At 51.7% G+C, this 25,341-nt stretch carries 25 protein-coding genes; 7 read left to right on the forward strand and 18 right to left on the reverse strand.

The annotated features are described in order from the left end of the window. Position 1: 1 nt before the first annotated feature. The 4 genes from PBOR_RS21670 to PBOR_RS21685 form a co-directional block, all read right to left on the reverse strand. The gene (locus tag PBOR_RS21670) at positions 2-1,168 is read right to left on the reverse strand and encodes a hypothetical protein (RefSeq protein ID WP_042215250.1); all 1,167 of its coding nucleotides are present in this window, start codon (positions 1,166-1,168) and stop codon (positions 2-4) included. Positions 1,169-1,331: 163 nt separating this feature from the next. Continuing rightward, on the reverse strand, positions 1,332-1,793 hold the full coding sequence (locus tag PBOR_RS35630; RefSeq protein ID WP_052429592.1) for a GNAT family N-acetyltransferase: 462 nt from the start codon (positions 1,791-1,793) through the stop codon (positions 1,332-1,334). A 175-nt stretch (positions 1,794-1,968) separates the two neighbouring features. Next, complete coding sequence (locus PBOR_RS21680; protein ID WP_042215252.1) at positions 1,969-2,436, reverse strand: heme-degrading domain-containing protein; 468 nt, start codon at positions 2,434-2,436, stop codon at positions 1,969-1,971. Between the two features lie 63 nt (positions 2,437-2,499). Continuing rightward, positions 2,500-3,594, reverse strand: a complete 1,095-nt coding sequence (locus PBOR_RS21685) for a winged helix DNA-binding domain-containing protein (protein WP_245647860.1) — start codon at positions 3,592-3,594, stop codon at positions 2,500-2,502. Positions 3,595-4,003: 409 nt separating this feature from the next. On the opposite strand from PBOR_RS21685, the gene PBOR_RS38495 reads away from it, so the two are divergent. Both PBOR_RS38495 and PBOR_RS38500 read left to right on the forward strand, forming a co-directional pair. Continuing rightward, positions 4,004-4,420 carry a hypothetical protein gene (locus PBOR_RS38495; protein WP_342671074.1) on the forward strand — a complete coding sequence of 139 codons (417 nt, stop codon included), beginning with the start codon at positions 4,004-4,006 and terminating at the stop codon, positions 4,418-4,420. Continuing rightward, complete coding sequence (locus PBOR_RS38500; RefSeq protein WP_342671075.1) at positions 4,345-4,917, forward strand: hypothetical protein; 573 nt, start codon at positions 4,345-4,347, stop codon at positions 4,915-4,917. The genes PBOR_RS38495 and PBOR_RS38500 overlap by 76 nt, the downstream gene beginning before the upstream one ends. A gap of 7 nt (positions 4,918-4,924) precedes the next feature. On the opposite strand, the gene PBOR_RS21695 is transcribed toward PBOR_RS38500, so the two are convergent. Then, positions 4,925-5,731: a hypothetical protein gene (locus tag PBOR_RS21695; protein WP_042215260.1), complete on the reverse strand. Its 807-nt coding sequence runs from the start codon at positions 5,729-5,731 to the stop codon at positions 4,925-4,927. A 142-nt stretch (positions 5,732-5,873) separates the two neighbouring features. On the opposite strand from PBOR_RS21695, the gene PBOR_RS21700 reads away from it, so the two are divergent. Then, entirely contained in the window at positions 5,874-6,299 is a 426-nt protein-coding gene (locus tag PBOR_RS21700) for a VOC family protein (protein ID WP_042215262.1), read from the forward strand. 205 nt (positions 6,300-6,504) lie between these two features. Further along, positions 6,505-6,909, forward strand: a complete 405-nt coding sequence (locus tag PBOR_RS21705) for a CBS domain-containing protein (protein WP_042215264.1) — start codon at positions 6,505-6,507, stop codon at positions 6,907-6,909. Between the two features lie 100 nt (positions 6,910-7,009). Here the strand turns inward: PBOR_RS21705 and PBOR_RS21710 are convergent, their stop codons facing one another. The 6 genes from PBOR_RS21710 to PBOR_RS37750 form a co-directional block, all read right to left on the reverse strand. Continuing rightward, positions 7,010-7,288, reverse strand: a complete 279-nt coding sequence (locus PBOR_RS21710; protein ID WP_218918847.1) for an STAS domain-containing protein — start codon at positions 7,286-7,288, stop codon at positions 7,010-7,012. Position 7,289: 1 nt separating this feature from the next. Beyond that, entirely contained in the window at positions 7,290-9,299 is a 2,010-nt protein-coding gene (locus PBOR_RS21715) for a methyl-accepting chemotaxis protein (protein WP_042215267.1), read from the reverse strand. 21 nt (positions 9,300-9,320) lie between these two features. Then, positions 9,321-9,713 carry an ATP-binding protein gene (locus PBOR_RS21720; protein WP_042215270.1) on the reverse strand — a complete coding sequence of 131 codons (393 nt, stop codon included), beginning with the start codon at positions 9,711-9,713 and terminating at the stop codon, positions 9,321-9,323. 83 nt (positions 9,714-9,796) lie between these two features. Beyond that, entirely contained in the window at positions 9,797-11,227 is a 1,431-nt protein-coding gene (locus PBOR_RS21725; RefSeq protein WP_052429593.1) for a SpoIIE family protein phosphatase, read from the reverse strand. A 174-nt stretch (positions 11,228-11,401) separates the two neighbouring features. After that, complete coding sequence (gene map, locus PBOR_RS21730) at positions 11,402-12,148, reverse strand: type I methionyl aminopeptidase (protein ID WP_042215272.1); 747 nt, start codon at positions 12,146-12,148, stop codon at positions 11,402-11,404. A gap of 108 nt (positions 12,149-12,256) precedes the next feature. Continuing rightward, on the reverse strand, positions 12,257-12,424 hold the full coding sequence (locus PBOR_RS37750; protein ID WP_218918848.1) for a hypothetical protein: 168 nt from the start codon (positions 12,422-12,424) through the stop codon (positions 12,257-12,259). A gap of 33 nt (positions 12,425-12,457) precedes the next feature. On the opposite strand from PBOR_RS37750, the gene PBOR_RS21735 reads away from it, so the two are divergent. Beyond that, the gene (locus tag PBOR_RS21735) at positions 12,458-13,405 is read left to right on the forward strand and encodes a glycosyltransferase family protein (RefSeq protein ID WP_218918849.1); all 948 of its coding nucleotides are present in this window, start codon (positions 12,458-12,460) and stop codon (positions 13,403-13,405) included. 60 nt (positions 13,406-13,465) lie between these two features. Beyond that, complete coding sequence (locus PBOR_RS21740; RefSeq protein WP_042215277.1) at positions 13,466-14,548, forward strand: glycosyltransferase WbsX family protein; 1,083 nt, start codon at positions 13,466-13,468, stop codon at positions 14,546-14,548. Between the two features lie 26 nt (positions 14,549-14,574). On the opposite strand, the gene PBOR_RS21745 is transcribed toward PBOR_RS21740, so the two are convergent. The 4 genes from PBOR_RS21745 to lspA form a co-directional block, all read right to left on the reverse strand. Next, positions 14,575-14,892, reverse strand: a complete 318-nt coding sequence (locus tag PBOR_RS21745) for a hypothetical protein (protein ID WP_245647861.1) — start codon at positions 14,890-14,892, stop codon at positions 14,575-14,577. A gap of 232 nt (positions 14,893-15,124) precedes the next feature. Continuing rightward, positions 15,125-16,840 carry an assimilatory sulfite reductase (NADPH) hemoprotein subunit gene (cysI, locus tag PBOR_RS21750; protein WP_081972142.1) on the reverse strand — a complete coding sequence of 572 codons (1,716 nt, stop codon included), beginning with the start codon at positions 16,838-16,840 and terminating at the stop codon, positions 15,125-15,127. 86 nt (positions 16,841-16,926) lie between these two features. Continuing rightward, positions 16,927-18,801: an assimilatory sulfite reductase (NADPH) flavoprotein subunit gene (locus PBOR_RS21755; RefSeq protein ID WP_042219769.1), complete on the reverse strand. Its 1,875-nt coding sequence runs from the start codon at positions 18,799-18,801 to the stop codon at positions 16,927-16,929. Between the two features lie 259 nt (positions 18,802-19,060). Next, positions 19,061-19,516: a signal peptidase II gene (gene lspA / locus PBOR_RS21760; protein WP_042215280.1), complete on the reverse strand. Its 456-nt coding sequence runs from the start codon at positions 19,514-19,516 to the stop codon at positions 19,061-19,063. Positions 19,517-19,718: 202 nt separating this feature from the next. On the opposite strand from lspA, the gene PBOR_RS21765 reads away from it, so the two are divergent. Then, positions 19,719-20,423 (forward strand): DUF421 domain-containing protein, encoded by a 705-nt coding sequence (locus PBOR_RS21765; RefSeq protein ID WP_042215282.1) that lies wholly within the window; start codon positions 19,719-19,721, stop codon positions 20,421-20,423. Positions 20,424-20,546: 123 nt separating this feature from the next. Here the strand turns inward: PBOR_RS21765 and PBOR_RS21770 are convergent, their stop codons facing one another. From PBOR_RS21770 to PBOR_RS21780, 3 genes are all read right to left on the reverse strand, one after another. Beyond that, positions 20,547-21,521 (reverse strand): aldo/keto reductase, encoded by a 975-nt coding sequence (locus PBOR_RS21770; RefSeq protein WP_042215285.1) that lies wholly within the window; start codon positions 21,519-21,521, stop codon positions 20,547-20,549. A gap of 175 nt (positions 21,522-21,696) precedes the next feature. Continuing rightward, positions 21,697-24,960 (reverse strand): ATP-binding protein, encoded by a 3,264-nt coding sequence (locus PBOR_RS35635; RefSeq protein ID WP_052429594.1) that lies wholly within the window; start codon positions 24,958-24,960, stop codon positions 21,697-21,699. Then, entirely contained in the window at positions 24,947-25,318 is a 372-nt protein-coding gene (locus tag PBOR_RS21780) for a response regulator (RefSeq protein WP_042215287.1), read from the reverse strand. Before PBOR_RS21780 ends, PBOR_RS35635 begins: the two co-directional genes overlap by 14 nt. Positions 25,319-25,341: the final 23 nt, after the last annotated feature.

Raw genomic sequence — 25,341 nt, forward strand, 5'->3', positions numbered from 1 at the left:
TTTAGCTTTGTTCTCCAGTAACTTCGATATCGGCGTCGAATTTAAACACATACGCGGCAATCAGCCAAATAATCCAGCAATTCAGCCCAAAGAATAAATAACCGAAGTATCCCAGAAGCGGCATCTCGGAGAAAATATGAAACTTGTCCAGATAAGGCACGGAGTATTTCCAATAATTCGGGTTGGTCGGAGCATCATCATGGAACCACTCACTGCCGAAATTCCAGAGCTCCCAGAAGAATCCGTTGAACACGGTAGCCAGAGCAATCAGAATGACCTTGGACCAGTCCCCGTTCTTAATGGGTGTAAAGGGCGTCCAGTAGCCGGCAAGCGCCATCGCTGCAGACAGCATGGGAACAAGCGCGACCCACAGTACCCAGAACAGCAGATACGGATAATAGCCCATTCCAAAAGCCAGGATCAGGCCGAGTACATAATAGATGATCAGGAAAATTGTGGATACCTTCAGTTTGGGACCGTTACTATACCGGGTACGGAACAGCCGGAAGGTCTTCAGGAGTAAATACCATTCGAAAATCGCCGGAAGAACAGTCGTATAGGATAAGGAGAACCAGAACACATTGCCGAAATTGGAGAACACTTCATTATTGGGATAATACCAGTTCTCGAGGACGAAGAAATTGAGATATTCAAAGGCAAACCAGCTGAAGCAGGAGACCACAGCCAGCAGCTGCATCACCTTAGGCTTGCGTGAGATAATCGAGGCCCCATTATTTCTTTTGTACACCAGTCCGTCCAGGATCAGTATGAATGACCACCAAAGCGGAACAAACGTGTAATACTCCAAGGAAACATACAGCTTAATCCGTGCCCACATCAGAAACCAGCTGAGCGCCAGGACCGGCAGACTCCACCAGAACCAGACCGGAAAAGGTGTCACTGAGCCCTCCTGCCGGGGAGCCTCCGCGGTTTTCTTGAAGCCAAACAGACGGGGGAATACCAGCACCAGCGTAATGAACAGAGCTACAACACAGGCCAGGGAGAAATACAGCATGCTGAACCCGGGGTCAGCCTCTACCTTTTGTGCAGGAAAGTCACCATAACCGGGCGGCAGGCCATGCCATTTCGCCAGACTCCCTAATAAAGGAAGCAAAAAGATCAATCCAAAGGTAACGATGAGAAATAAGGTCTTTTTCCATGTTTTCATTGTGCAATACCCCGCTTATGTATGTAGTTGAAAAGTCGAATTTTGTTGATATTCGCTAGTATTCGATAACACTCCAGATTATTCCTGCTGACGGCACACAAAAAGATGCCCCAACGTCCACTTCCATGGCGTATGGAACATCCCGTGTGAGGTTTCTATACAGTTAGTCCTCCAGATCGAGTCTCATGCTTAGTGAACGTATCCCACGCTCTTCTTCCTCTTCACCAAGCGGCACGAATCCTTGGGAAGCATAAAAGCTGGTGGAATTCGGCGATGAATTCACTGTAATATGCCGGACACCGTCTGCTTTCATTTTATCAACCGCATGCTGCAGCAGGATTTTACCGATACCGGTTCCTTTATACACATTCTTCACAAACAGCAGCGAGATGTGATTGTTGTTGCGCAGTTCTATGATTCCTGTAACTCCCTGCTCGGAGGTGGTGATGAATATCTCGTGATCCTGCTGCATGCGCTTACGGATGGCGGCAAGTTCAATATACCTGTAGAATTCAATAACCCCCTGCGCCGAGTAGTTGACGGAAATATGTATATCAAACGCCTCGCGGATTAATGGAGTGATCAGCTTCTCCTCTCCCGGCATTAACTGTCTGATAGCTGTCATACGGCAGGTCTCCTTTATTCTGACTGGTTGCTGCAACTCTCTTAGAATAGCATAATTTAGGGAAATTCGCCCAATAATTTGCGGGACAATCCGCCCTTAATTTTCATCAGGAAACAGAAAAGACAGCTCCGCTTCTTCCCGCGGACACTGCCTTTTGCTTCATAGAATTAGCTCATTAATGAATCAGCTGCTCCAGCACGGCAACGATCATCTCATGATCCTCTTCACCGGAAAGGCCGGACACGGATATGGTTCCCACTGCCCCGGCACCCCGGATCAGAAGCGGGAAGCATCCGCCTTCGGCGGCGTATTCCATCGGATCGACAAAAGCATTCTCCTGAATCGTGGTATTCCATGATTTATACAGCACATTCATATAATAAGAGCTGTGTCCGAAATGATGCACTACATTGATTTTGCGGGCGATCCAGCGGTCATTGCCGGGGCCGTTCTCATCCATTTTGGCATGAAACAGCACCGTTCCATTCTTACGGATATCCACCGTAATCTGCTTGTCCATGCCCTGGGCTCTGGCCAGGATTGCGCTGCCTACTTGAATGGCTGTCTGATTGCTGAATGTGCTGAACTGCAGCTCCTGTTCCTGCTTAAGTATCTGTTCCAATAATGGGGTGTAGTCTTCCATAATCAACACTTCCTTAGTCCGGTTATTGTTATAGTTATAGTTGTAGTGATCAATCTGCTGCAGTTAATCGGGTAATTTGAGATATTCAAGTTTGGTTAAGGGCAGACCCAGGAACAGTGCATACCGCTCAGCGCCCCGCTGCACTCCTTCTATCACCTTTTGCTCCAGGGGAGCGAAGGGGGTTATGAACAGCTCGACGCCTTTTCTCTTAATCGTCCGCTTCCAGGTTCCGGCTACCCGGCCGTCAGCCACCACCGTCGCCAGGAAGATGCCGTTATTGCCGGGCACAATCAGCGGGAATCTCTCCGGCTCCAGCACGGCACTCCGGTCTTTATAGCCGAGAATATATTCATCGAATCCGGCCAGCAGATGAACACCGGCAGGTTCTGGGCCGGATATTGCTGCAGGTTCTGGCATAAAGTATTCGCTGCCGTCAATCACTTCCGACTGCAGCCTGCATCTCACGGCCTCAAGACCTGCTCTAGCATCCGTTAACGTCAGTCCTGCCCACCAGGCAAAGTCCTGCACAGTCGCAGGCCCGTGCGCCGTGAAGTACAGCGCGGCCAGTTCATTCAATGACTCCTCGAAGGAAAGCTCGCGCGAGTGTTCTACCCATTCATCCAGCAGTACGAAGGTCTGCTGCTTGCCGCTCCGCGGACCGAAGCAGATCAAACCGTTATAAGCGCTATGCCACAGGATGTGATAGCCGCGCTGGCCGGAGGTGCTGATGCCCTGATCCTCCAGCAGCTTCAGCAGATCGGGGCGGGTGAGCTGATTTCCGCCCTTCAGTGCAGTATAGATGATCTTCCGGCAACGCTCCAGCAACTTGTCGTCAAGCTCAAGCTGGGTCAGTCTGGCGGCAGCCTGACGCAGAATGCGCGGAGCGCAGAGCTGAAGCATCCACTTCGTATTCTCGGGCGGCACGAAATGAAGCGTACCGCGCAGCGTCCAGGTCAGCAGCAGCTTTCTGTCTGCTATTGCCCGCTCAACCTCGATCAATCCCGCTGATGGCGTACGCAGCCCTACAGCCCAGACGGCCTGCATGTAATCCTGAGCCTGCATCGCCCCGAACGCGCGCACAACTTCTCCGGGCTGAAGGGGTGAAGGCTGCTGAATCCGCTGATGAATCAGCCGCTGATCGGCAATACGCTTGCTCATCACAATCATTCTCCTCTGCTCTCCCTGGCACTTTCCTCCAGTATAGGTAACTGCCTATCCGCTGTCCATCTCCAATGAGTAAGCTGCTGGTAGAGCGGCCGGCAATTTACATCCGCAAGTATAACTGTTTTGCAGGTAAAAACTGTATTATGGCGAATTATACATCCTAAATAAAAAGCACTGTAGACAACAATGTTGTACGTTTTACAACTTTGAACCACTGGTAGCCGGGTGTTCGGGAAGATTGTTGTATGAAATACAAGAATAATCCCGCTAAGCCGCTTGGATACAGTGAAATCCTGCATTTTATACAACAATTTTGGATTTGGGCCGATAGGATGAGGAAAATGTTGTATTATGTGCAGGACTATTCACAGAGTGAAGGATTTCGAAGATAGGGGTGAATCATTTGCAGCAATTTATGATTGGTCAATATGGTGGATTCGATTACAGCAAATTCCATAAGGATTTCAAGGCCGGATTCTATGGCATCGAGGCCTGCTCCTTCAAGGCAGAGGAAGATTGCCGGAATCTGATCGCGGAGGCGCAGAAACACCAGTTTCACACCGGTGTTCACTTTCCGCTGCGCGCCGATGCTACGCGGCTGCGGGACGCCCTGTTCCTCTCGCCGGATGCGCAGGAGCGCGCGGAGGCTTTTGAGCATATTCAGGAAGAGCTGGACTATATGGTCCCCCTCCGTCCGGAGATGTATTGTTCCATTATCCGAAGCCGGTCATTCTGGATGACAACGTGGACTGGCACAATTGGCGGTTTCGCGACCGCAGGGAGTACATCTATGAGAGTGAAACCTCTCTGGAAGAGCTGATCCAGCACAGTGAGTATCTCTTTGATTGGCTGAGCCGGAAAGGGCGCGAGTATCACTTCCAGCCTATTCTGGAATTCGACGGACTGAACAGCTATGTCTATAATGAGGATTTTCTGGAACGTCTTTTAGTGAGGTATCCTGATATTAAGCTGTGTCTAGATACAGCCCGGCTGTATCAGCAGGATAGGTTTGACCCCAATTTCGATGCCCGGGCGCTCCTGAGGAGATACACCAAATACGCAGCACTAATCCATCTGTCGACTGTTCAGGTCAAGGACACCGTCCAGCACAGCCATTACCCGGCTCTGCCGGAATTAAGCCGCGCGGACGGCTGGGCACCCATCGAAGACTATCTCCGTATCATCCGAGAGGAGAACAGCGGAGTGAGGATCATGTTCGAGCACCGCTCTGACCTTATCACAACAGAACAGCTGGAACGCTGCTATGCATGGGTGGATGGCATTCTATCCGGAGCTATAGAAACTTCTGAAGCTTAATATTGCTTCAAAAGAGTCTGACTGCAAGCCCCTCCCGCTCCCTGGCCGCCCATTCCCCTTCCGTAGCAAATGGCGGCCGGACAGGCCAGTGCTTCTCCAGATCGTATTTATAAATACAATACGCGAGCGGTATGCAGGCCATCATAGAATCTCTGGCGTGCGGATTGGGCTTCCCGCCGGCATCCAGTGTTCCAAGCGCAGCCTGCGCCGTGACCGTTATCGCGAACGTTTCGTCCACAAGCGCGTTGAAGCGGGCAGGAATCTCCCCGGGCGCGTCCTGACTGGTGCTTTTGAGCTGCAGTGCCTTCCACCCGTGGCTCGGGTAAACCTCATACAGCCGTGAAGCATTGTCCCGGACTTCACCGAAGGGATAAACGGATACCTTCTCCCGCAAATTAAACAGCAGCTTCCGCCCGCCGTACAGCATTCCGTGCATGGCAATCGGCGTCGAAGAGACCGGACTTTTGGCCTGCAGGGCAATGTCTGTCACCCGCAGATCCCGGCTGTTCCTGCCGCTGTGTATCACCCCAAACCGCTGCTTAAAGTCCTCTCTGGTATCGTCATAAGCCCCCTGCAGAAATCTGTCCCATGATGAGTCATACTGCTCCTGCAAATAATAGTCCGGTATGGAAAAAGGAAAGTCGAGGCCCCAGGGGGCCTTGCTTGAGCGGATATAATACGCCAGATCCAGCCGGTCCTCACAGCTGAACACCCGCTCAACCGTTAATTCCCCCTGCTCAAGGTTCCCTTCGGTAATGTATATTTTGCCGTCCGGGTTCTTCGCCCCGCTGAAATCACAGCCGTATATTTTCACATTATTGTCCTCCTGTACTTTCATGTCTGCGCTTGGCTTCCCTATCTTAGAGTCTGCCAAGTATATTTGTAAATGGACAGGCTCATGATACAATATGACAGTAATGTGCCTGCCTTACATTAACACTAGAGGAGTGACGCAGATGGCAATCGATATTTACCTGAATTTTAACGGAAATACCCGGGAAGCTGTAGAATATTATGCTGAAGTATTCGGGACCGAACCTCCGCATATGATGACTTTCGGCGAAGCTCCGCCCAACCCGTCCCACCCTCTGCCGGAAGAAGCCAAGCATCTGGTGATGCATGCCAACCTGAAGATTGCCGGCAGCACAGTAATGTTCTCGGATGTATTCCCCGGAATGCCGTATGTGGAAGGCAATAATATTAACCTGACGCTGATGGATACGGATGAAGATAAGATCAAAGACTGGTTCCATAAGCTCAAAGAAGGCGGCACGGTCAGCATGGAATTACAGAAGACCTTTTGGAGTCAATGTTACGGCAGCCTGAAGGACAAATTCGGCATCTACTGGCAGCTCAGCCACGATAACGGCCAGAACGGCTAATCGCCTGAAGTTCATTTTTATATCAAAGACACCGGTAAGGATATGTTGAATCTTCCCCTTGGGAGAGCTGCATATCCTTTTATTATTTGCTCTTAGCCCTTTCCCTTACGAAGTTGTAACCCAATTGTTAATGCGCTTACATCATGTTATGTGTTTTAATTGAACTAACGTTATGTATACATCCTACTGTAAAGGAGACTAACCTATGGAAATATCCTCTTTTTTGCTGCCCAAAGATCAGGTGGCGTATATCACTTCCACGATCTCCATGCGGGAAGCGCTGGAACAGCTGGAGAATCATTATTACTCCGCGATTCCGATTATTGACGAAGAAGGCAAATATGTTGGGACCTTGTCGGAAGGCGATCTGCTGTGGAAACTGAAGAACACCGAAGGTCTGAGTTTCGAGAATATGACCGGAGTGACCGTGAGTACCATTCAGCGTCATGTGCATAACGAGAGTGTAGAGATTCACGCCCAGATGGAGGATATGCTGACACTGGCTGCAGACCAGAATTTCGTGCCTGTTGTCGACAGCAGCGGAACCTTCCTCGGCATCATCCGCCGCAAGGATATCATCGAGTATTACACCCGGAATATTACCGATTAACATCATCCCGCCGCATTACGAAATCAGGTATTCATCCGCAGCACAGACAAAAGGCAGGACTGTCCTAAGGACGGTCCTGCCTTTTGCCAAATCAACAGATCTATATAATTTCAAATACATTGGTCAAGCGGGTCAGCTCAAAAATCTTCCGGACATTGTCATTCATCCCCGTCAGCCTTATAGTACCGCCTGTCTCTACACATTTCTTGTACGAGCTGACAATCACTCCAAGTCCTGTGCTGTCAATGAAACGGCAGGCTCCGAAATCAAGCAGGAAGCTTGAATGGCCGTCAAGGATGTAACTCCGTACTTCTTCTCTGAAATGTCCGGCTTCCTCAACCGAGAACAGCTCCGGCATCTCAATCCTAATCTCGATCAAGCTACTCACCCCTGATTATAAATTTCTCAACAAGAATCTCCAGTTCATTGGCCATAGCACTGATCTCCTGGGCAGAAGCCGCGAAATTATTGACCGTTGCCGCCTGCTCTTCCGTTGCACTGGATACATTCTCTGTGTTCGCTGCTGCAAGCTCCGATATCGTGCCCATGGAATCAATCAGCTTGATAATCTGATCGGAGGTTGCTACTTCATCCCTGGTAATATCCAGTATCTCCTGCACATTCTCCGTAATCATCTCAACAGACTGAATGATATGCACGAACGCGCGGTCCGTCTCATTCACAATGCTCACGCCGCTCTCCACCGCCTCTGCAGCGCCTCTCATGGAATCTACAGCCTGGGTAATCCGCGAGACCATCTCACGGACCAGACCTGTAATCTCGCCGGCCTGTGCATGAGTCTCATCAGAGAGCTTCCGTACTTCACCAGCCACAACACTGAACCCCCGCCCATGCTCACCGGCTCTGGCCGCTTCGATCGCAGCATTCAGCGCCAGCAGATTGGTCTGCTGGGCAATCTTGTTGATCGTTCCGATTATTGTAGATACCTTCTCAGACAACCCGCTGACCGTCAGCAACAGCTCTTCCGTCTCTTTGGTGCTGCTGTGGATCGTATCCATAGCTTCCACCGTATGAATCACTCTGGCTCTGCCTTCCTGCGCCGCCTGATTCGTGTTGTCCGCATTACCGGAGGTAGCCGACGCTTTACTCTGCGCCAGCTGCACCAGACTGGATAGCTGTACAAGCACCTGGGAAGCATTGACGACCGACTGATTGTTGTTCTCTGCACCGGAAGCAATCTCCTGGGTGCTGGAGCTGATTTCTTGTATCGATGCGCTGATCTCCTCTGAGGAGGCTGCCATTTCCTCGGACATGGAGGTTAAGGATACCGAACCTGCTCTCACCTTCTCGATAATGGCCTCCTGCTTGTCAATCATGGTATTGAACGATTCACTCAGCATCTGGAGCTCATCTCCGGAGCGGATTGAGGTATGAACGGTCAGATCACCGTCCCCGGCCAGGCCCATGGCTCTCTCCAGCTTCTTGATCGGATTCACAATATTACGCGTGGTGAAGAAATACGCAGCCAGCATGGCAACGACGATAAAGCCCAGAATAATAATCAGCGTTGTATTACGGATTTCGTCTGCCGGAGCCATATAATCCTGCACATTTGCCGTTGTGGCTACCACCCAGTTGCCTGCGGGCTGAAAGGAAACATATTTATGTACGCCTTCATAGGTGTAGAAGCCGTGGGCTGTTTCTCCGGCTTTCATCAGCTGGACCAGCTCATTCAATTCCGCATTGCTGTTGCCGTCCAGATTCTCCTTCAGGACCTTGTCCTGCTCAGGATGCGAGACGATAAGGCCGGTACGGTCAATCATATATCCGTAGCCATGCTCTCCAATCTTCACCTCGGTTACCGGTGAAGCGATATTCTCAAACAAGGCGGTGCCGATTAACACACCTGTAATCTGATTATTTACCTGCAGTGGTCTGGCAATCGCTATGATGTACTGATTCGTCTCCCGTGACAGAATAACTTCACTGACGGCGTCTTTGCCTTGCAGCGCTTCCTGGAAGTATTCACGGTCCAGCACATCAAGCTCGGGCGATTCAGAGCTGCTGGTAATCAGCGCCTTACCGTTTGTATCCGCGATGATCAGCGATTCCAGCAGCTTGGCGTTGTCCTTCTGCACACCGGATACATAATTAAATGCTGTGCTTTTTAGTGATGCGGCAGAAGGATCCGCGGCGAATTCAGCCAGTACGTTGTTCTTGCTGGCGATACCCAGACTATTGCCTGCCGCTTCAAGCTCGGCATCCACCGCTCTGGCTGAGGAATTAGTGGTTCCCCTTAGTTCCTCTTCAATCGTCTTCTGTAAGGCACCGGAAGCCAGTTGAAAGGATACAACGCCGGATATGCTCAGCGGCACACTGATAATCAGAAATAACAGGATACTCATTTTGACTTTCAAACTTAATTTCACCGAATTCTCCCCTTTGTAAATCTATGAGGGACAGATACTCTTGCTGATGTACATCGTATGATGTATCATCTCTGCACTGTCCGAGAAACAGCGGATCAGGTACAATCCTCTTCCCCCTTCTTCCAATAACTCATCGCTCCCGATCGCCTCCGGGAACACCAGCTTGCCATCCCCGGCCCCCGAATCCTCTATCTGCAGCTTCAGCAGCTGATCCATCAGCAGATAGCGTATGGTAATCGGTTTGCTGCAATCACTGAGGTTCCCGTGGTAATAGGCATTGGTTACCGCTTCGATCAGAATCAGGCGGATATCAAACGCATAGGCTTCTAATTCAAGCTCTTGAATGATGCCGTCAATGACCATCTGATGACGCTCCAGCCCGTGAAGCATCACTTCCTTATGAACAGCTCCCATGACTCACTCCTTAAAAGTTCTGTAATCACCGCTCTGCTGATGTTTCTGTCAAAGCACAGCCTTGCAGCAGGAATATCCGTCCGTCACTTGATATTCAAACCGAGCCAGGTGCAGTCATCCTGCAGCGCTGCCCCGGCAAACCTCTCCAGCAGATAACCATACTCCCGTCCCAGCTCATCACTGTCAAACAGCAGTTCCATCCCGTCGCTATAGAAGCAAAAGCGGTCCCCGGATCGAAACGGGATGGTCTTCTCCTCAAATTCACTGCTCTCGAACATGCCGAGTGGAGCCCCTTTAACGGTAATCCTCTCGCAGTCCCTGCCGCGGGGAACATAGAGAAACTCGTTAATTCCGGCTCCGGCTGCCTTGAGCAGTCCCGCTTCGAAGTCGAGCAGGAAGCAGCAGCCCGCGATATAATCCTCGCCCAGATGCTGCAGTGCTTTGTAATTCAGATCGTTCAGTACCTGTACGGGGTCCTGTGTGCATGATAGGCTGTCCATGAACAGCACGCGGAGGGCCGAGATATTCAGCGCTGCAGTAATCCCCTTACCGGTCACATCGCCGATAATGCCAATGACCTGCTCCTCATTGACTTTATGGAAGATGAAGAAATCGCCGCTTAAGGTTCTGGCCGGAATGTACAGCTTCTCCAGGACCGCCTTGCTGTCCAGCGGAAAGGATACCGCGTGCCGGTGCTCCTGAAGCCGGACCGCCCGCTCCACTTCCCTCTTACTCTCGGTGATATCCCTGAACACCAGCTGCAGTGCCTTCGCTTCTTCATATATTACCGGCACTCCGGAAATTTCAAGATCAAAGATACGGTTGTCCTGCCGCCTGATCAGCCGCTGTTCAATGCGGAAGCGTTCTTTCAGCAGACCCGTTGTCTTGAGCTTGTTATGCTCCGCACTCTGGAAGTACACCTCATTGAAGAAATCCTCAATCCTTTTGCCGATCAGTTCCTGCTTCTTGGCGCCGAACATCCGCTCTGTCTGCTTATTGGCGAACAGGATGGTGCCGCCGCTGTAGACCAGAATAGCCTCCGGGCACAGCTCGACCAGATCTCTGTACCGTTCTTCACTTTCTCTAAGCCGCTGCTCCGAACGGACACGTTCGCTGATATCGTGAATTACGGTGTATACACAGTTTTTGCCCAGCATCGTCATCATGCCGGTATGAACCTCCACATCAATGGGCTCCCCGCTGGCCAGGACATGCCGGTCGATGAACACCCGGTTCTTCTCCTCACTACCCACAGGCAGCGCCTTCTGTACAAATTCCTGAACCCCCGATTTCCGGTCAGCCGCCAGATCGCAGATCAGAAGCTGTCTGAATTGCCGGATGCTGTAGCCATAGAATTCGCATGCTGCCCGGTTGGCATCAGCAATTCCGCCGTTCTCCGGGTCCACCAGCAATGTAATGAGATGATTATTCTCATAGATGCAGCCATAATGCTCCATGCACTGTGCCGGGCTGGGGGAGCGATGCAGATTCTTACACGGTTTATCTGTTGCCATTTCACAAGCCTCTATTCTCTTCAGCTTTTAAGTCTCCATTATATTCAATAGATCTGAGATAAGCCGTGAATTCCGACACAGTTAGACAGAAAAACCCGGACTGCGGCATGAAAACATGACCATAGTCCGGGTTTTACCTTACATTCTTCATAATATTGCAGGCAGAAGCTGATCTTACAGCTCTGTCAAAATAATTGTGCCCTGCGGAGTTACCGCCAGCGTATGCTCATATTGTGCCGACAATCCGCCGTCAAAGGTACGCGCTGTCCACCCGTCCGCATCGATCTTGGTCCTGTAGCTCCCGGTGTTCAGCATAGGTTCAATGGTGAATACCATACCTTCCTTAATGCGCGGGCCTTTGCCAGCCGGTCCATAGTGAGGCACATCCGGTTTTTCATGCATTTCGGAGCCGATGCCGTGCCCGATGAAATCACGGACCACGGAGAAGCCGTTAGCTTCCGCGTATACCTGGATGGCATGGGCGACATCACCGATCCGGTTGCCGGCCACCGCCTGCTCAATTCCTTTGAACATTGACTCTTTGGTGGTAGTCAGCAATTTGTCCGCCTGCTCACTAATTGTGCCAACGCCATAGGACCAGGCCGAATCAGCCAGCCAGCCGTTTAAGTTAACTACCATGTCAATCGTTACAATATCTCCATCCTTCAGTTCCTCATGCTTGGGGAAGCCGTGGCAGATGACATCATTCACGGATGCACAGGTCGCATATGGATATCCATGATAGCCTTTTTGTTCAGGGGTAGCGCCTTGGGAGAGAATGAACTTCTCAGCAAACTGGTCAATCTCCCAGGTCGTAATTCCGGGCTTGAGCATCTGAGCGATTTGCCGGTGGCACTCAGCCAATATTTTGCCGGCTGCGCGCATTTTCTCAATCTCTTCCATCGTTTTCATGATGATCATTAAATTCGCCTCTTCTGTACAGAATCCATTGCCCGCAGGTAATGGCTCTTGGTTATGATTTTGTAGTGCTACTCTATATTATGTAAGAAAACCGCCGGAAATCCAAATTCATTCTTTGAATTGTAGCAAATTTACTGCTTTCTCATAAAATAAAACAGTGCAGGGTTGAGTAAGGAGGGATTCCAGCAGCGCATGAACAAGAAAACGAAACACCGTATCAGAACCACCGGCAAAACCATTCGGCTGCATCCCAGATCCAGAAAGCTTATTGCTCATACGGTGATCCGGGCACTCAAAAATATAAATATAATGCAGCAGCAATCATCCGCTAATCTTCCGCAGCCTGCCAGGGCCGTTGAGTTCAAAAAACTGCGGATTCTACTCGTATCCTCCATGTCGGGAGAGGAGCTGTGGCAGACCGAACAGCTGATTGCCGACCAGTTCAGGCTGCTTACCAAAGAAGTTGTAGCCATCAAGGCATACCAGAGCTTCTCTACAGCGCTGGTTCAGCTCAATCCGGATCTGCTGCTGGTCGTGGGCAGCGATGCAGACTTCTCGGACAATGATCTGGAGGTAATCCGCAGAGCCACTCTCAAAAAAGCAATCTGGCTCACCGACAGCTCCGGCACGAGCAGCTCCACCGGCCGGCTGGCAGCTCTGTTTAACTATGTATTTACGCAAAACATGTATCATATCCCTTTTTATCAGCACTCCGGCAGCAGTTCTGTTAATTATCTGCCTTTTGCTGCGGACCGGAACATCTTCAGCCCCAAATATGTGGATGACGCTTACCGCTGTGACCTGCTGCTGCTTGGAGACGTACTTCCAGCCGGAATAGCCTACTTTCACGAACTCTCTCCGCAGCTCAGCGGTTGTAAGGTTTATGCAGCCGGCAAAGGCTGGGAGGAATATCCCGAAATTACCCTGGTGTCTCCTGGTACAGAGCTGCAGGATTATTACAATGGGGCCGAGATCATTATCCACTGGGGGCAGCCGCCGCTTCGAGCTTTTCAAATCGCTTCCTGCGGCGCTGTCCAGCTGGCAGAAGATCATCCCAATCTGTATGCATATATGAATCCCGGTGAAGACATCATCACATATCACACCAGCCGGGAATTGAGTGAGAAGCTCAGCTACTACCGAGATCACCCGGAGTCCGCAAGGACGGTGGCTACCCGTGCCTTGTGGAGGAGCACCTATGATTACTCATTTATGCAAATAACGGCGAAACTGCTGCATACTGTTTTTAACAGCTAAACGGGGCAGCCTGCAACTATAACCAGTGATTATCTGCAGCAGAATTGGGAGGTAGGTGGATTGAAGCTCATCGCTTTTTTATTGCCGCAATTTCATGTTATTCCCGAGAACAGCCTGTGGTGGGGGGAAGGCTTCACAGAATGGACCAACACCAGGAAAGCTGTTCCGCTCTACTCAGGACATCAACAGCCCAAGGAACCGCTCGAACAGTATTATTATGACCTGACAGACGCTGCAGCGAGAAACTGGCAGGCAGAAGTAGCCAAAGCCTACGGCATCTATGGTTTCTGCTACTACCATTACTGGTTCAAGGGCAAGCCGCTGCTGGAGCAGCCCCTGAAGCAGATTATGAAATCCGGCGAGCCGGACTTTCCGTTCTGCCTCTCCTGGGCGAATGAATCCTGGACCCGGAAATGGGACGGCGGAGAGCATGAAGTGCTGATCCGCCAGGATTATGGAGATGAACCGGATTGGGAGAATCACTTTCATGAGCTGCTGGGCGCCTTCAGGGATAAGCGTTATATCCGCATCGGCAACAAACCGTTATTCATCATATATAGACCGGGAAACATTCCCCGCTGTGAAGAGATGCTGCGTTTCTGGAATTCTCTCGCGTTGCAGAATGGTCTGGAAGGCATTTATTTTGTCCGCACATTGGGCGGTTTCGACATTCCGGGCCAGGGGGGCTTTGAGGCCAATGTGGAATTCGAGCCGCATTACACCTTTGCCCACGGCAACACAGAACGTCTGTGGAACTACATGATCATCGAAGGTCAGGAGCATCTCGTCTTCGACTATGACCAGGTCTGGCTGTCGATCCTGAGCCGCTCTCCCCACCGGAACGGAGGCAAGATATTTCCGGGAGCCTACGTGAACTGGGATAACACCCCGCGGCTAGGCAAAAGGGGACAGAGCTGTATAGGGGCTTCGCCGCACAAGTTCGGCTGGTATCTAGCGAAGCAGATCGAGAGAGCCAGAACCCTGTATCAGAGTGAGTTCCTCTTCATTAATGCATGGAATGAATGGGCTGAAGGCGCATTTCTGGAGCCGGACCAGCAGCATCGCTTCCGTTATCTCGAAGAGGTCAAGAAAGCGCTGGAACAGACGGGAAGCCTTCCTTCCGTGAATTCCGGCAACCCGTAAGACCGGCTCAGGCAGCCTGTATTACACTACGCCAGATGAATAGCCAGGCTCGGTGTTCCGCTGCTGACATCGATAAAAACAACATAATCCAGACCATCAGTGCCCTTTAACACCAGACCCGGCTGATTCGGCACAGGCAGAATATAATGTCTGACCTGCTGGATTGCTGCCACGCCCGAAGGTAAGGCGGGCTGGTTACTCGCTGACAGCCGGCCTACCGCCAGCACATTCCCGCCTGCATCGACATCTCCGCCGGTTGCCAGGCTGTTGACAATGGACTGGTTGCCGTTAATCTGCATATCCCCCGAAACTGTTTCATTGCCAACAATGTTTAAAGCTCCCATTATTGTTTGATTTCCGTTGACCTGCAGGTCCTGCTGAATTGTCTGGTTCCCTGTGACAAGTATACTATCGAAGGTTGGCAAGGCTATCATCCCTTTCAATCAGTGATACTATATTATATGTAATCTATAGTGAGTGGACATGGTACAACCATACATTTTCATAGAAAAAATAAAGAACCTGTCCCTAAGTTATTAGGGAACAGGTTCTTTCGTATATGGAGAACAGGCAAACTTAGTCGTGGAAGTTAAGTCCCGAAGTTACGGCTTTGACATAGCCGCTGCGGATAACGAAATCCCCGAAATGCTCACCGGCGCTGCGTTCCTTGGCGTAACGGTGGATAATCGGTTCAAGCGTATCCAGTATTTCCTTCTCGTCAATATTTTCCTTGTACAGCTTGTTCAGCCGGTCTCCGGTAAAGCCGGCACCCAGGTACAGATTGTATCTGCCAGGGCCTTTGCCGATGAACGAAATCTCGCCAAGCGCAGGCCGGGCGCAGCCGTTAGGGCAGCCGGTCATACGGATGACGATCTCTTCATTACGCAGGCCGGCTTCATCTATGATGACTTCCAGCTTATCCAGCAGCAGCGGCAGATAACGCTCAGCCTCTGCCATAGCGAGGCCGCAGGTCGGCAGCGCCACACAGGACATAGAGCTTCTCCGCAGCGCGGAATGATGGGCTCCATCAGTCAGCCCGTATTGCTTGGCCAGCTCGGATATCTTACGTTTCTTCGCATTGCTGACTCCGGCGATAATCAGATTCTGATTCGGCGTCAGACGGAAATCCCCGCCGTGAATCTTGGCAATCTCCCGCAAGCCGGTCATCAGCGGATATCCTGCGGTATCATGAACCCGTCCGCTCTGGATATACAGCGTCAGATTCCATTTGCCGTCGTACCCCTTCACCCAGCCATAGCGGTCGCCGTTGTGGTCGAAATGATATTCACGTGCCGGCTCGAGCGTCCAGCCCAGCCGCTCATGCAGTTCGCCCGTGAACCAGTCCAGACCGTGGCGGTCGATCGTGTACTTGAAGCGGGCGTTCTTGCGGACCGAGCGGTTGCCGTAGTCGCGCTGAATGGTGACGGTCTTCTCCGCCAGATCAATCATCTGCTCCGGACGGCAGAAGCCGATAATCCGTCCCAGCTGCGGATAGGTGCTGGGATCACCATGCGTCATGCCCATACCGCCGCCGACCGAGACATTGAATCCGGCCAGCTTCCCGTCTTCCAGAATGGCAATGAAGCCCAGGTCCTGGGAGAATACATCTACATCATTGGAAGGCGGCACAGCCAGGCCGATCTTGAACTTGCGGGGCAGGTACACCGGCCCGTAAATCGGTTCAACGACCTTGCTGTCCACTACCTTCTCCCCATCCAGCCAGATTTCATGGTAAGCAGCGGTGCGCGGGGCTAAGTGGTCACTGATTTTTCTGGCCCATTCGTTAACCTCAGCATGGACCTCCGACTGATACGGATTGGGTCCGCTCATCACATTACGGTTGACATCCCCGCAGGCCGCGAGTGTGGTCATCAGCGTATCATTGATCGCCTTGATCGTCTTTTTCAGATTCCACTTAAGCACTCCGTGCATTTGAAAAGCCTGTCTTGTCGTGATCCGCAGGGTGCCGTTGCCGTATTTCTGGGCCAAATCGTCCATTACGAGCCATTGCGCCGGTGTTGCCACTCCGCCGGGCGCTACGATACGCAGCATGAACTGAAAAGCAGGCTCCAGCTTGGAGCGCTCACGTTCACTGCGCAGATCCCGGTCATCCTGCATATAACTGCCGTGGAATTTCAGCAGGCGGTTGTCATCCTCCGGCAGCCCTCCGGTGATCGGGTTGCTGAGGGTTTCTACAAGCGCACCGCGTAAATAATTGCTCTCCAGCTTAATATGTTCAACATCACTCGGGGGTCCGCCAATCGGCTTCACCGCTGGTTCATTGTTTGCCACTATTGATCCTCTCCTTCCGCATTGCCTCGTTCTTCAAGAATTGTATATTTTAAGTCGCAGCCGGAGGAGCCTCCGCTGAATACCGCTTAATAGACATCACGCTGATAACGCTGCTCCTGCTGCAGTGTCTCCAGATAAGCGGCGGCCCCTTCCGGGCTCAGCCCGCCTTCCTGCTGGATTACTGTAATCAGCGCAGAGTGTACATCATGGGCCATATGCTTCTCATCTCCGCATACATAGACATGTGCACCTTCCTGCAGCCAGGTGTACAGCTCCCGGCTCTTCTCCAGAATGCGGTGCTGTACGTAAACCTTCTCGTCCGTATCACGCGAGAAGGCGACGTCCAGCTTGCTCAGTACGCCGTCCTTCAGCATTCTCTGCCAGTCTGTCTGGTAGAGGAAGTCTGTGACGAAATGACGGTCACCGTAGAACAGCCATGACTTGCCCTGTGCCCCCTGCTCTTCCCGTTCCTCCAGGAAGGAGCGGAACGGGGCGACGCCCGTGCCCGGACCGATCATGATCACCGGCGTATCGGAATTGGCCGGCAGCTTAAAGTTCGGATTGCTCTGGATGTAGACCGGCAGAGTAGCACCCGGCTGTACACGTTCCGCACAATGTACGGAGCAGACCCCGTAGCGTTCACGTCCATGCGATTCATATCGCACAGCCCGTACCGTGAAGTGTACTTCATCCGGGTTGGCATTGTAGCTGCTTGCGATGGAATACAGTCTTGCCGGCAGCTTGCGCAGAATCGTCACGAAGCTGCGGGCCGGAACTTCCCATGGTGCGAAATCCCGGATCAAATCCAGCAGATCACGTCCATGGATATAATTCTTCAGCTCCTGTTGCCGGTCCGGGGACAGCAGCTCCTGCAGGGCAGGTGCAGAGTTCAGCCTGGCTGCCTGCTCCAGGAGCGGTTTCGTCAGTACGGTAATTTCATAATGCCGCAGCAGCGCTTCACGCAGCGTGCCTTCCTCACCCTTCTTGTTGAAGGGAACGGATTCATCTGCATTCCAGCCCATGGCGGCAATAATATCTTCCACGAGCTGCGGGTGGTTCTCCGGATATACCCCGAGAGAATCGCCCGGCTCAAAGGTAATATTCGAGCCGGCCAGCGACAGCTCCAGATGGCGGGTCTCACGGTCTGAGCCGCGTCCGTTCAGATTCAGATTCTCCAGCACCTCGGCATGGAACGGATGATTCCGTGAATATGCCGATTCCAGCGATTCTGCTCTCTCCGCAGCCAGCACTGCCTCATCCGCCATACCCGCAGCCTGCTGTGAACCGGAGCCGCTTAGCGAGCGGATAACATGTTCGAACCATTCGGCTACAGGCTCATCGTAATCAAGATCGCAATCCACACGCGGGGTTAAGCGCTGTGCGCCCAGCTCTTCCAGCTTCTGATCGAAATCTTTCCCGGTCTGGCAGAAGAATTCATAGGAAGTGTCGCCAAGTGCAAGTACCGAGAAACGCAGCTGCGGAAGCTGCGGCGCTCTTTTACTGTAGAGAAATTCATGGAAGGCGCGGGCATTATCCGGCGGCTCGCCTTCGCCATGGGTGCTGACGAGCAGCAGCAGATTCTCAATCTTCTTAAGTCCATTGGGCTTGAAGCTGTTCATCGCGGCAACAGTAACCTTGAAGCCCTGTTCTTCGAGCTTGCGTGCAAGGCTCGCTGCCAGCCGCTGGCAGTTGCCGGTCTGGGAACCGAATAATACGGTTACCTCACGGGATACCGCCGGCTGCGGCACTGCGGCTGTGGAAAGTGTCCCGGCTGCTGCCGCTTCAGCAGCAAGGGGGAGCACCGCTGTGCCTGCTGCTTGTCCGTTGTCTCCCAGCAGCGATAACGCGGATAGATAGCCGCTTAACCAGACCTGCTGCGAATGGGTCAGCGTCGGCAGCAGCTGGTTCAGAAGCCCTGCCTGGCTCTCATTAAAAGGACTGTTCGTAACTTGTAGTTGCAACAATATCGACCTCTCCTTAACATGCAATCTTCTATCCTCTTAACATCATGAATTCAGGCTAACACATTAATAAGAAACGATCAACGAAGCAGATAATAGACATTTTATGGTTATAAATCATAATATAGGTATAAAACACACAAAACCCGCCTAAATCATAGTAAAAAGCTCTGATTTAGGCGGGTTCATTACAAATAATGATAACTTGTATTAGATAAAATGATAAACCGGACTAGCCTGAATACCGCTTTTCTTCCCCTCATCGGGCAACTTTGTGTCCAAAGTGGTCGACCAGCAGGTAGACAACAATCAAAATTGCCCCGGCATTAATCGCCAGATCGGCCAGATTGAGAATTCCCCCACGGTTTCCGAACACAAGAAAGTCCGTTACCTGATGGTAGATGACACGGTCAATCGCATTCCCGAGCGCTCCGCCGACCAGAAAACCGCTGGCTGCCTCAAGTAAAGGTCCGCGAATCCTGCCCTGCCGCCGGTAATAGAACACTGCTGCTACAAAAACAACAGCGATTATGGAGAAATACTTCCCGTAACCCTGAAATGAGCTGAAGGCTGCCCCGCTGTTCTCATAGTAGACGAACTGCAGGTGCGGACTCCAGAAGGGTATTTTCTCGCCCAGCTCCATGTGGGTGCGGACCAGCCATTTGGCGGTTTGGTCAACCAGCACTACCAATATGGAAATCAGATAAAAAAGCATTGATCCTCACCTCGTTCCCCTGCTATTCGCCGTCATTATTCCACTGCTCATCCTCCAGTCTATCACAGGTCGGAGCAGGGATTCATCCCGCAAGACCCGGTAGAGTATCTGATAATGAACAGGGAGATGTTGCTTGTTACAGTAAAAGGCACATTGGTTAAACACTCTTAGATTCTTTCATACACCTGGAGGGTGGTAGCCAATGGAGTACGGATCAATATTGGTTAAATTAATTGCCGGGTTTGGCGGACTATGGGCGATGACCCGTTTATTGGGCAAAAAAGAGATTTCCGCCCTTACCCCATTCGATTTCATCTCCGCCGTTATTCTGGGGGATCTGGTCGGCAATACGATTTACGAGAAAGAGAATTCAGTACTGATGCTGCTGTTCACACTGGCCGTCTGGACAGTACTGTCCATCACCTTCGAGAAGATTACCATGCATGTCCGCAAGCTGCGCAAGCCGCTGGAAGGCGAACCGGAGATTCTCATCCGGGATGGTAAAATAGATCTCCGGAAGCTTCGCAGTAATAATCTGGATTTCGAGCAGCTGCGGATGATGCTGCGGGCGAAGGATACCTTCTCCATTAACGAGGTTGCTTATGCGATCTATGAGACGAACGGCTCGCTCAGCATTCTGAAGAAGCCGCAATATGAACCGGTAATCCGCAAAGACCTGGATATCACCGGGAAGGACGTCCGCCTTCCGCAAAGCCTTGTCGAGTCCGGTATCATTCAGCGTCCGGTGCTGGAGAGCTTCGGCAAACCCGAAAGCTGGCTGCTGCAGGAGCTGCGGAAGAAGGGTTATCCTGATCTTGCGTCAGTAGCATATGCCGAACTGAATGAAGACGGGGAACTGTGCGTCATCGAAGCCGCCCCGCATCAGGCAAAGCCCGGTGAATTCTGAGCGGCAGCAGGCAACGCATCAAAGAGCGAATACAAAAAACCGGCCGGATGATCCTCTCGGGGACAGTCCGGCCGGTTGTATTATATTCGTATGAATTTGTATTGCATTCTGGCAGTTACAATCTTACCAGGCATAAGCTTCCGGTGCCGGCTTGCCCGGTCCGGGGAAGATCTCGTCCAGCTTCTTCAGCGCGGCTTCATCCAGTACAATCTCAGTAACACGCAGCGAATCCTCGAACTGCTCTATCGTACGCGGTCCGATAATCGGCGCCGTTACTGCCGGGTTAGCTAGTACCCAAGCCAAGGCGACCTGATCTTCATGCTCGCCAAGCTCCTTGCACAGTGCGGAGAACTGCTCCAGCTGACTGCGGTGCTGCTCCAGCTTGCCTGAACGGGCGCTGCGCGCACCGGTCTTGGACAGGGCATTGCGGCCCAGCAGACCTCCGGCCAGCGGACTCCACGGAATGACACCCAGGCCCAATTCCTTGGAAGCCGGGAGTACCTCAAGCTCCGGAGTACGTTCCAGCAGGTTGTACAGATGCTGCTCGGACACTAAGCCGAGGAAATGGCGCTCTTTAGCCTTAGCCTGTGCAACAGCGATATGCCAGCCGGCAAAGTTACTGGAACCGATATATCCGGCCTTGCCTTGGGATACAAGAATTTCAAATGCGCCCCACAGCTCTTCCCAGGATACATTCCGGTCAATGTGATGCATCTGATACAATTCAATATGATCCGTCTGCAGACGTTTCAGTGAGCCTTCAAGATGCCGTCTGATTTTGTAAGCGGACAAGCCGGAGCCGGAATTCGGACCATCCTGCTCGTCGAACATGTCACCATACACCTTGGTGGCCAGCACAACCTTCTCGCGCCGTCCGCCCCCCTGCTGGAACCAGCGGCCGATAATTTCCTCGGTCCAGCCGCGGCGCTCCTGTCCGCCGTACACATTAGCGGTATCGAAGAAATTAATTCCCGCATCGAGTGCGGCATCCATAATCCGGAACGCTTCCTTCTCCTCAGTTTCCGGCCCGAAATTCATCGTGCCAAGACATAACTGGCTGACCTTCAAACCGGATTTACCCAAATAACTGTACTTCATCGCATTTCCTCCCTTTCATTTCTGTTAGGTTGTCTGCATCGAGTTCACTATAATCCTTAGAGCCTACTCTAAGGCAAGCTTTTTGTTGGACAAACTTAAAGATACAGTACCGCCGGGGCGGACAACAAACAAGCCCTCCGCGAAGAAGGACTTGTTCAATGAATATATTATAAGCCTACTGCTCCGTTCCCCCGCTATCCGGGAACAGAACCTCACCCGTCTTCAGCTTGATTTGCACCAGATCCTGCAAGGTATTCGACAGCTCGCCCGGCGGATAAGGTTTGGTCAGATATTTCTGCACATTATCCATCATGCTCTTATCTTCCTTATCCAGCGCGGAGGAGATGACAATCGGCACATTCTCCGTGCGGGGATCATTCTTCAGCATGCGGATCAGATCCCAGCCATCCAGCTCTTCGCCAAGCATCAGATCCACGACGATCGCTACAAAAGGCGTCTTCACCGCCTGATCGAATGCTTTTTGCGGATGATAATGGTGAGTGACCCTGAAGCCCTTGCCCTTCAGCTCCTCCGAGAGCAGCAGGGACAAGCTGTAATCATCCTCAACGATCATCACATTCGGCTTCTGTTCCTTGTCGGCGCTCCATTTATGCGGCTCTTCTTCATGACGGCTGCTCTCCGCATGGAGGACCGGCAGGCTGAACCACACCGTGGTGCCCTCGCCTTCAACCGAATCGATTCCGATCGCACCCTTCTGCTTCTCAATAATCTCCTTGCAGATCGCAAGTCCGAGGCCCGTTCCGCCAATCCGCTTGGATGCACTGTTATCCACCCGGCGGAATTTCTGGAACAGCTGCCCGATCTGATTCTTCGGAATCCCGAGTCCATGGTCCTGAATCCGGACCATAACCGAACCCCGCTCATTATGCAGCGTCACCCTGATCTCATTACTGCCCGGGGAGAACTTGATGGCGTTGCTCAGCAGATTAGTCAGCACCTGGATAATCTTGTCCTTATCCACCTCGACCTCGGCATTCAGCGCCTCATCCTCCAGAAGGATATGGTGGGTACCGCTAAGCTTGTACTGGTCAATTACACTAAGAACGGTCTCGCTGAGATTAACCTGCTCTGCATTGTACAGCTGTGTGCCGGATTCCATGCGCTGCAGGTCGAGGAAATCATTGATCAGCTCAGTCAGACGTTTGGCTTCCTTGTGAATCGTTTCCAGGTATTTCAGCTGCTTCTCCGGCTTCATCGTCTTGGATAACAGCAGCTCGGTGAAGCCCAGAACACTCGACAACGGTGTTCTCAGCTCGTGGCTGACCGTACTGACCAGCTCCGACTTCATCAGATCCAGCTCATATTCACGGGTGATATCGCGGTGTACAAACAGAGTTCCCACCCGCACCTCGCGGCGGAATACCGGAATCGCATAGACGTCGACATGCTTCATCGCTTCCTGGCCCAGGGAATACTTCATCGTGCTGGAATCCACGGAATGCAAGGACATCGCTTTCTGATAGAACTGCCCCATCTCTTCCGATTCATTAACGCGCTCTATGAAGTGGTCCATCCAGCGCTCTTTGGGAATCAGCATCCCCTCGGCCCATTCATCATAGTCGAACAATTGGCTGAGAGCCTTGTTGATGTGCTGGATGACGCCTTCCGTGTTGACGAACTGGATACCCTCATTGACATTGTTGACAATATCCCGGTTCAGCTTGCGGCCATTCTCTATTTCCTCATACATGAACAAACGCTCGATGGCCAGAGCCACCCGGTTCATCATCCCTTGAATTTCACTGATTTCCTCTTCGGTGAAGGAATGCCCGATCCGCGTACCGCAGAAGATCGCCAGGATCTCATCCTCGGCATTGACTACAGTTGTATAGAAATCATAGCAATAGACTTCCTTGGGGGAGATCCCCTGCTCTCTGGGTACTCCAGTCCTTTTGACAATATATGATTTCTCCGTACTCATCCGGTACAGCATATCTTTGCTGTTGGCGTTGATATAGCGCTCCACATTCTCCTGCGGAACCCCTTTAACCACAGAGATCTTATCTTTGACCAGCAGGAAAAGACTGCTGTCGAACAAGTACAGCCGGTTCATGAACCTGCTGAATTTCTCGGCAAATTCCTGCTTGTCCAGCGTGTAGGTAATTTCATGATTAAGCTGGTTGTTAAGCTCCAGCATAATGGTGGTCTGCTCTGTGCTCTTCAGCGTTTCAGCCAGCTTCTGCTGCACACTCTTCATGGAGGTAATATTGTTGGCAATTAGAATGTACTGGTATATCTGGCCTTCATCATTCAAATACGGCATGACCGTCAGCTGAAGCCAGACAGAAGATCCATCCCTGGCCTCAATCTGCGACTCACCGCTCCATACGCCGCCAGTCGACAGCTTGCGAATAATCTGCTGTACCTGACTGTCCGAGATATTATGCAGTTCGAACAGCCGGAAGGTGTAACCGATAACCTCGGAGTTCTTATATCCGGTGTATACGCTCAGATTATCATTGGCATACGTGAATACTCCCTTGCTGGACAGAATGCCTACAGCGGAGGTCTGGTTCAGCGCCTTCATCATGCTTTCAATTTCACTGAGCGAACGCTCCAGCCTGAACTGCTGATCCTGCAGCTCATCCTGCTGGGCATGCAGCTCTTCATTCTGCATCATCAGCTCTTCTTCTTTATCCTGGATGCTCCGGGCCATGTTCAGGAAGGCTTCATAGAGACGGCCGATCTCATCCTGCTTATGCAGCTTGCCGAGCAGCACAGCCTCACCTGCCGCCAGCGAATTCGTTGCCTCTTCCAGCTTCACAATCGGATCCAGTACAATTCGGAGCATCCGCCAGATCATCAGTGTGAAGAATAACAGCAGTCCAGCACTTAGCCCGAAGGCGATAAAAGTGAAGGTGTCCGCCTGCCTGATGGACTGGGACGCCATCGTGTTCAGCTTGCTGTCGGAGTTCGCTTTGAACTCTTTGGTATAGCCCAGAAATTCATTCACAGCCTGGGTACTCCCGCCTTGGGAGAGGCTGCGGATTCCCTCATAATCATCATTCTCCACCAGGCGGATCGCCTCAGGCAGGGTCTTGGTCTTGTACTGTTCGTAGAATAATTTCAGATCATCTCTGTACTTCGCTTCTTCAGGCGACAGATTAAGCCGGGAATATTGCTCCAGAATCCCGTCAAGACCCGTAAGTGCATTGTTCAGCAGCTTAAGCTCTCCGTCGCTTTTAAGCGCAACATACCCTCTGGCCCGGAAAAAGACATCATTCAGCGTTGCCGCCAGCTCATTGATGGTCTCTGTCTTATGCTGCAGCACATCACGGTCATTCTTCAGCTTGTCCTGCTGGTTATTGACGTAGAAGAACAGACCGGTACCAGATAACATAATTGCAATAAACAGGATAAAGATAATCCGGAAATACTTGGTCTTAATGCTCGCATCCGCAAGCTTATGGTTTCTCACTAAGGATGCCCTCCACGATCTGCAGCAGCTCCATCGGGCTGAACGGCTTAGGCATGAAAAAACGTGCTCCGGCTTCCCTCGCTCTATTGCGGTCCATTTCCTGTGCTTTGGCTGTCAGCATCATAATCGGAGTCGTACTCTTCAGCTCTTCATCCAGCTCACCGAGCACTTCAATTCCGGTCATCTCCGGCATCATATAATCCAGAATCACGAGATCGTAGCGGTCTGAGGACAGACGCGTGAGCGCCTCGGCTCCATTCTCGGCAGTACGAATCTCCACATCCTCCAGATCCTCCAGCGTATCTTCAATCAGCATGCGCAGCACATCTTCGTCGTCCACAATCAGAATTTTTTGCATCAATACTCACTCTCACTTTCAAT

The sequence above is a fragment of the Paenibacillus borealis genome (assembly GCF_000758665.1).
Taxonomy (GTDB): Bacteria; Bacillota; Bacilli; order Paenibacillales; family Paenibacillaceae; genus Paenibacillus_AQ; species Paenibacillus_AQ borealis.

Bases quoted from the DNA above. Each gene is read 5' to 3' on its own strand.
- PBOR_RS21745 (WP_245647861.1), bottom strand. From the start codon at position 14,892: ATGGGAGCTTTAAACATTGTTGGCAATGAAACAGTTTCGGGGGATATG.
- PBOR_RS21685 (WP_245647860.1), bottom strand. From the start codon at position 3,594: ATGAGCAAGCGTATTGCCGATCAGCGGCTGATTCATCAGCGGATTCAG.
- PBOR_RS21780 (WP_042215287.1), bottom strand. From the start codon at position 25,318: ATGCAAAAAATTCTGATTGTGGACGACGAAGATGTGCTGCGCATGCTG.
- PBOR_RS21680 (WP_042215252.1), bottom strand. From the start codon at position 2,436: ATGGAAGACTACACCCCATTATTGGAACAGATACTTAAGCAGGAACAG.
- PBOR_RS37750 (WP_218918848.1), bottom strand. From the start codon at position 12,424: ATGAGCAATAAGCTTTCTGGATCTGGGATGCAGCCGAATGGTTTTGCC.
- PBOR_RS21770 (WP_042215285.1), bottom strand. From the start codon at position 21,521: ATGAAGTACAGTTATTTGGGTAAATCCGGTTTGAAGGTCAGCCAGTTA.
- PBOR_RS21725 (WP_052429593.1), bottom strand. From the start codon at position 11,227: ATGGCAACAGATAAACCGTGTAAGAATCTGCATCGCTCCCCCAGCCCG.
- lspA (WP_042215280.1), bottom strand. From the start codon at position 19,516: ATGCTTTTTTATCTGATTTCCATATTGGTAGTGCTGGTTGACCAAACC.
- PBOR_RS21705 (WP_042215264.1), top strand. From the start codon at position 6,505: ATGGAAATATCCTCTTTTTTGCTGCCCAAAGATCAGGTGGCGTATATC.
- PBOR_RS21670 (WP_042215250.1), bottom strand. From the start codon at position 1,168: ATGAAAACATGGAAAAAGACCTTATTTCTCATCGTTACCTTTGGATTG.
- PBOR_RS21765 (WP_042215282.1), top strand. From the start codon at position 19,719: ATGGAGTACGGATCAATATTGGTTAAATTAATTGCCGGGTTTGGCGGA.
- PBOR_RS21700 (WP_042215262.1), top strand. From the start codon at position 5,874: ATGGCAATCGATATTTACCTGAATTTTAACGGAAATACCCGGGAAGCT.
- PBOR_RS21720 (WP_042215270.1), bottom strand. From the start codon at position 9,713: ATGGGAGCTGTTCATAAGGAAGTGATGCTTCACGGGCTGGAGCGTCAT.
- map (WP_042215272.1), bottom strand. From the start codon at position 12,148: ATGATCATCATGAAAACGATGGAAGAGATTGAGAAAATGCGCGCAGCC.
- PBOR_RS21735 (WP_218918849.1), top strand. From the start codon at position 12,458: ATGCAGCAGCAATCATCCGCTAATCTTCCGCAGCCTGCCAGGGCCGTT.
- PBOR_RS35630 (WP_052429592.1), bottom strand. From the start codon at position 1,793: ATGACAGCTATCAGACAGTTAATGCCGGGAGAGGAGAAGCTGATCACT.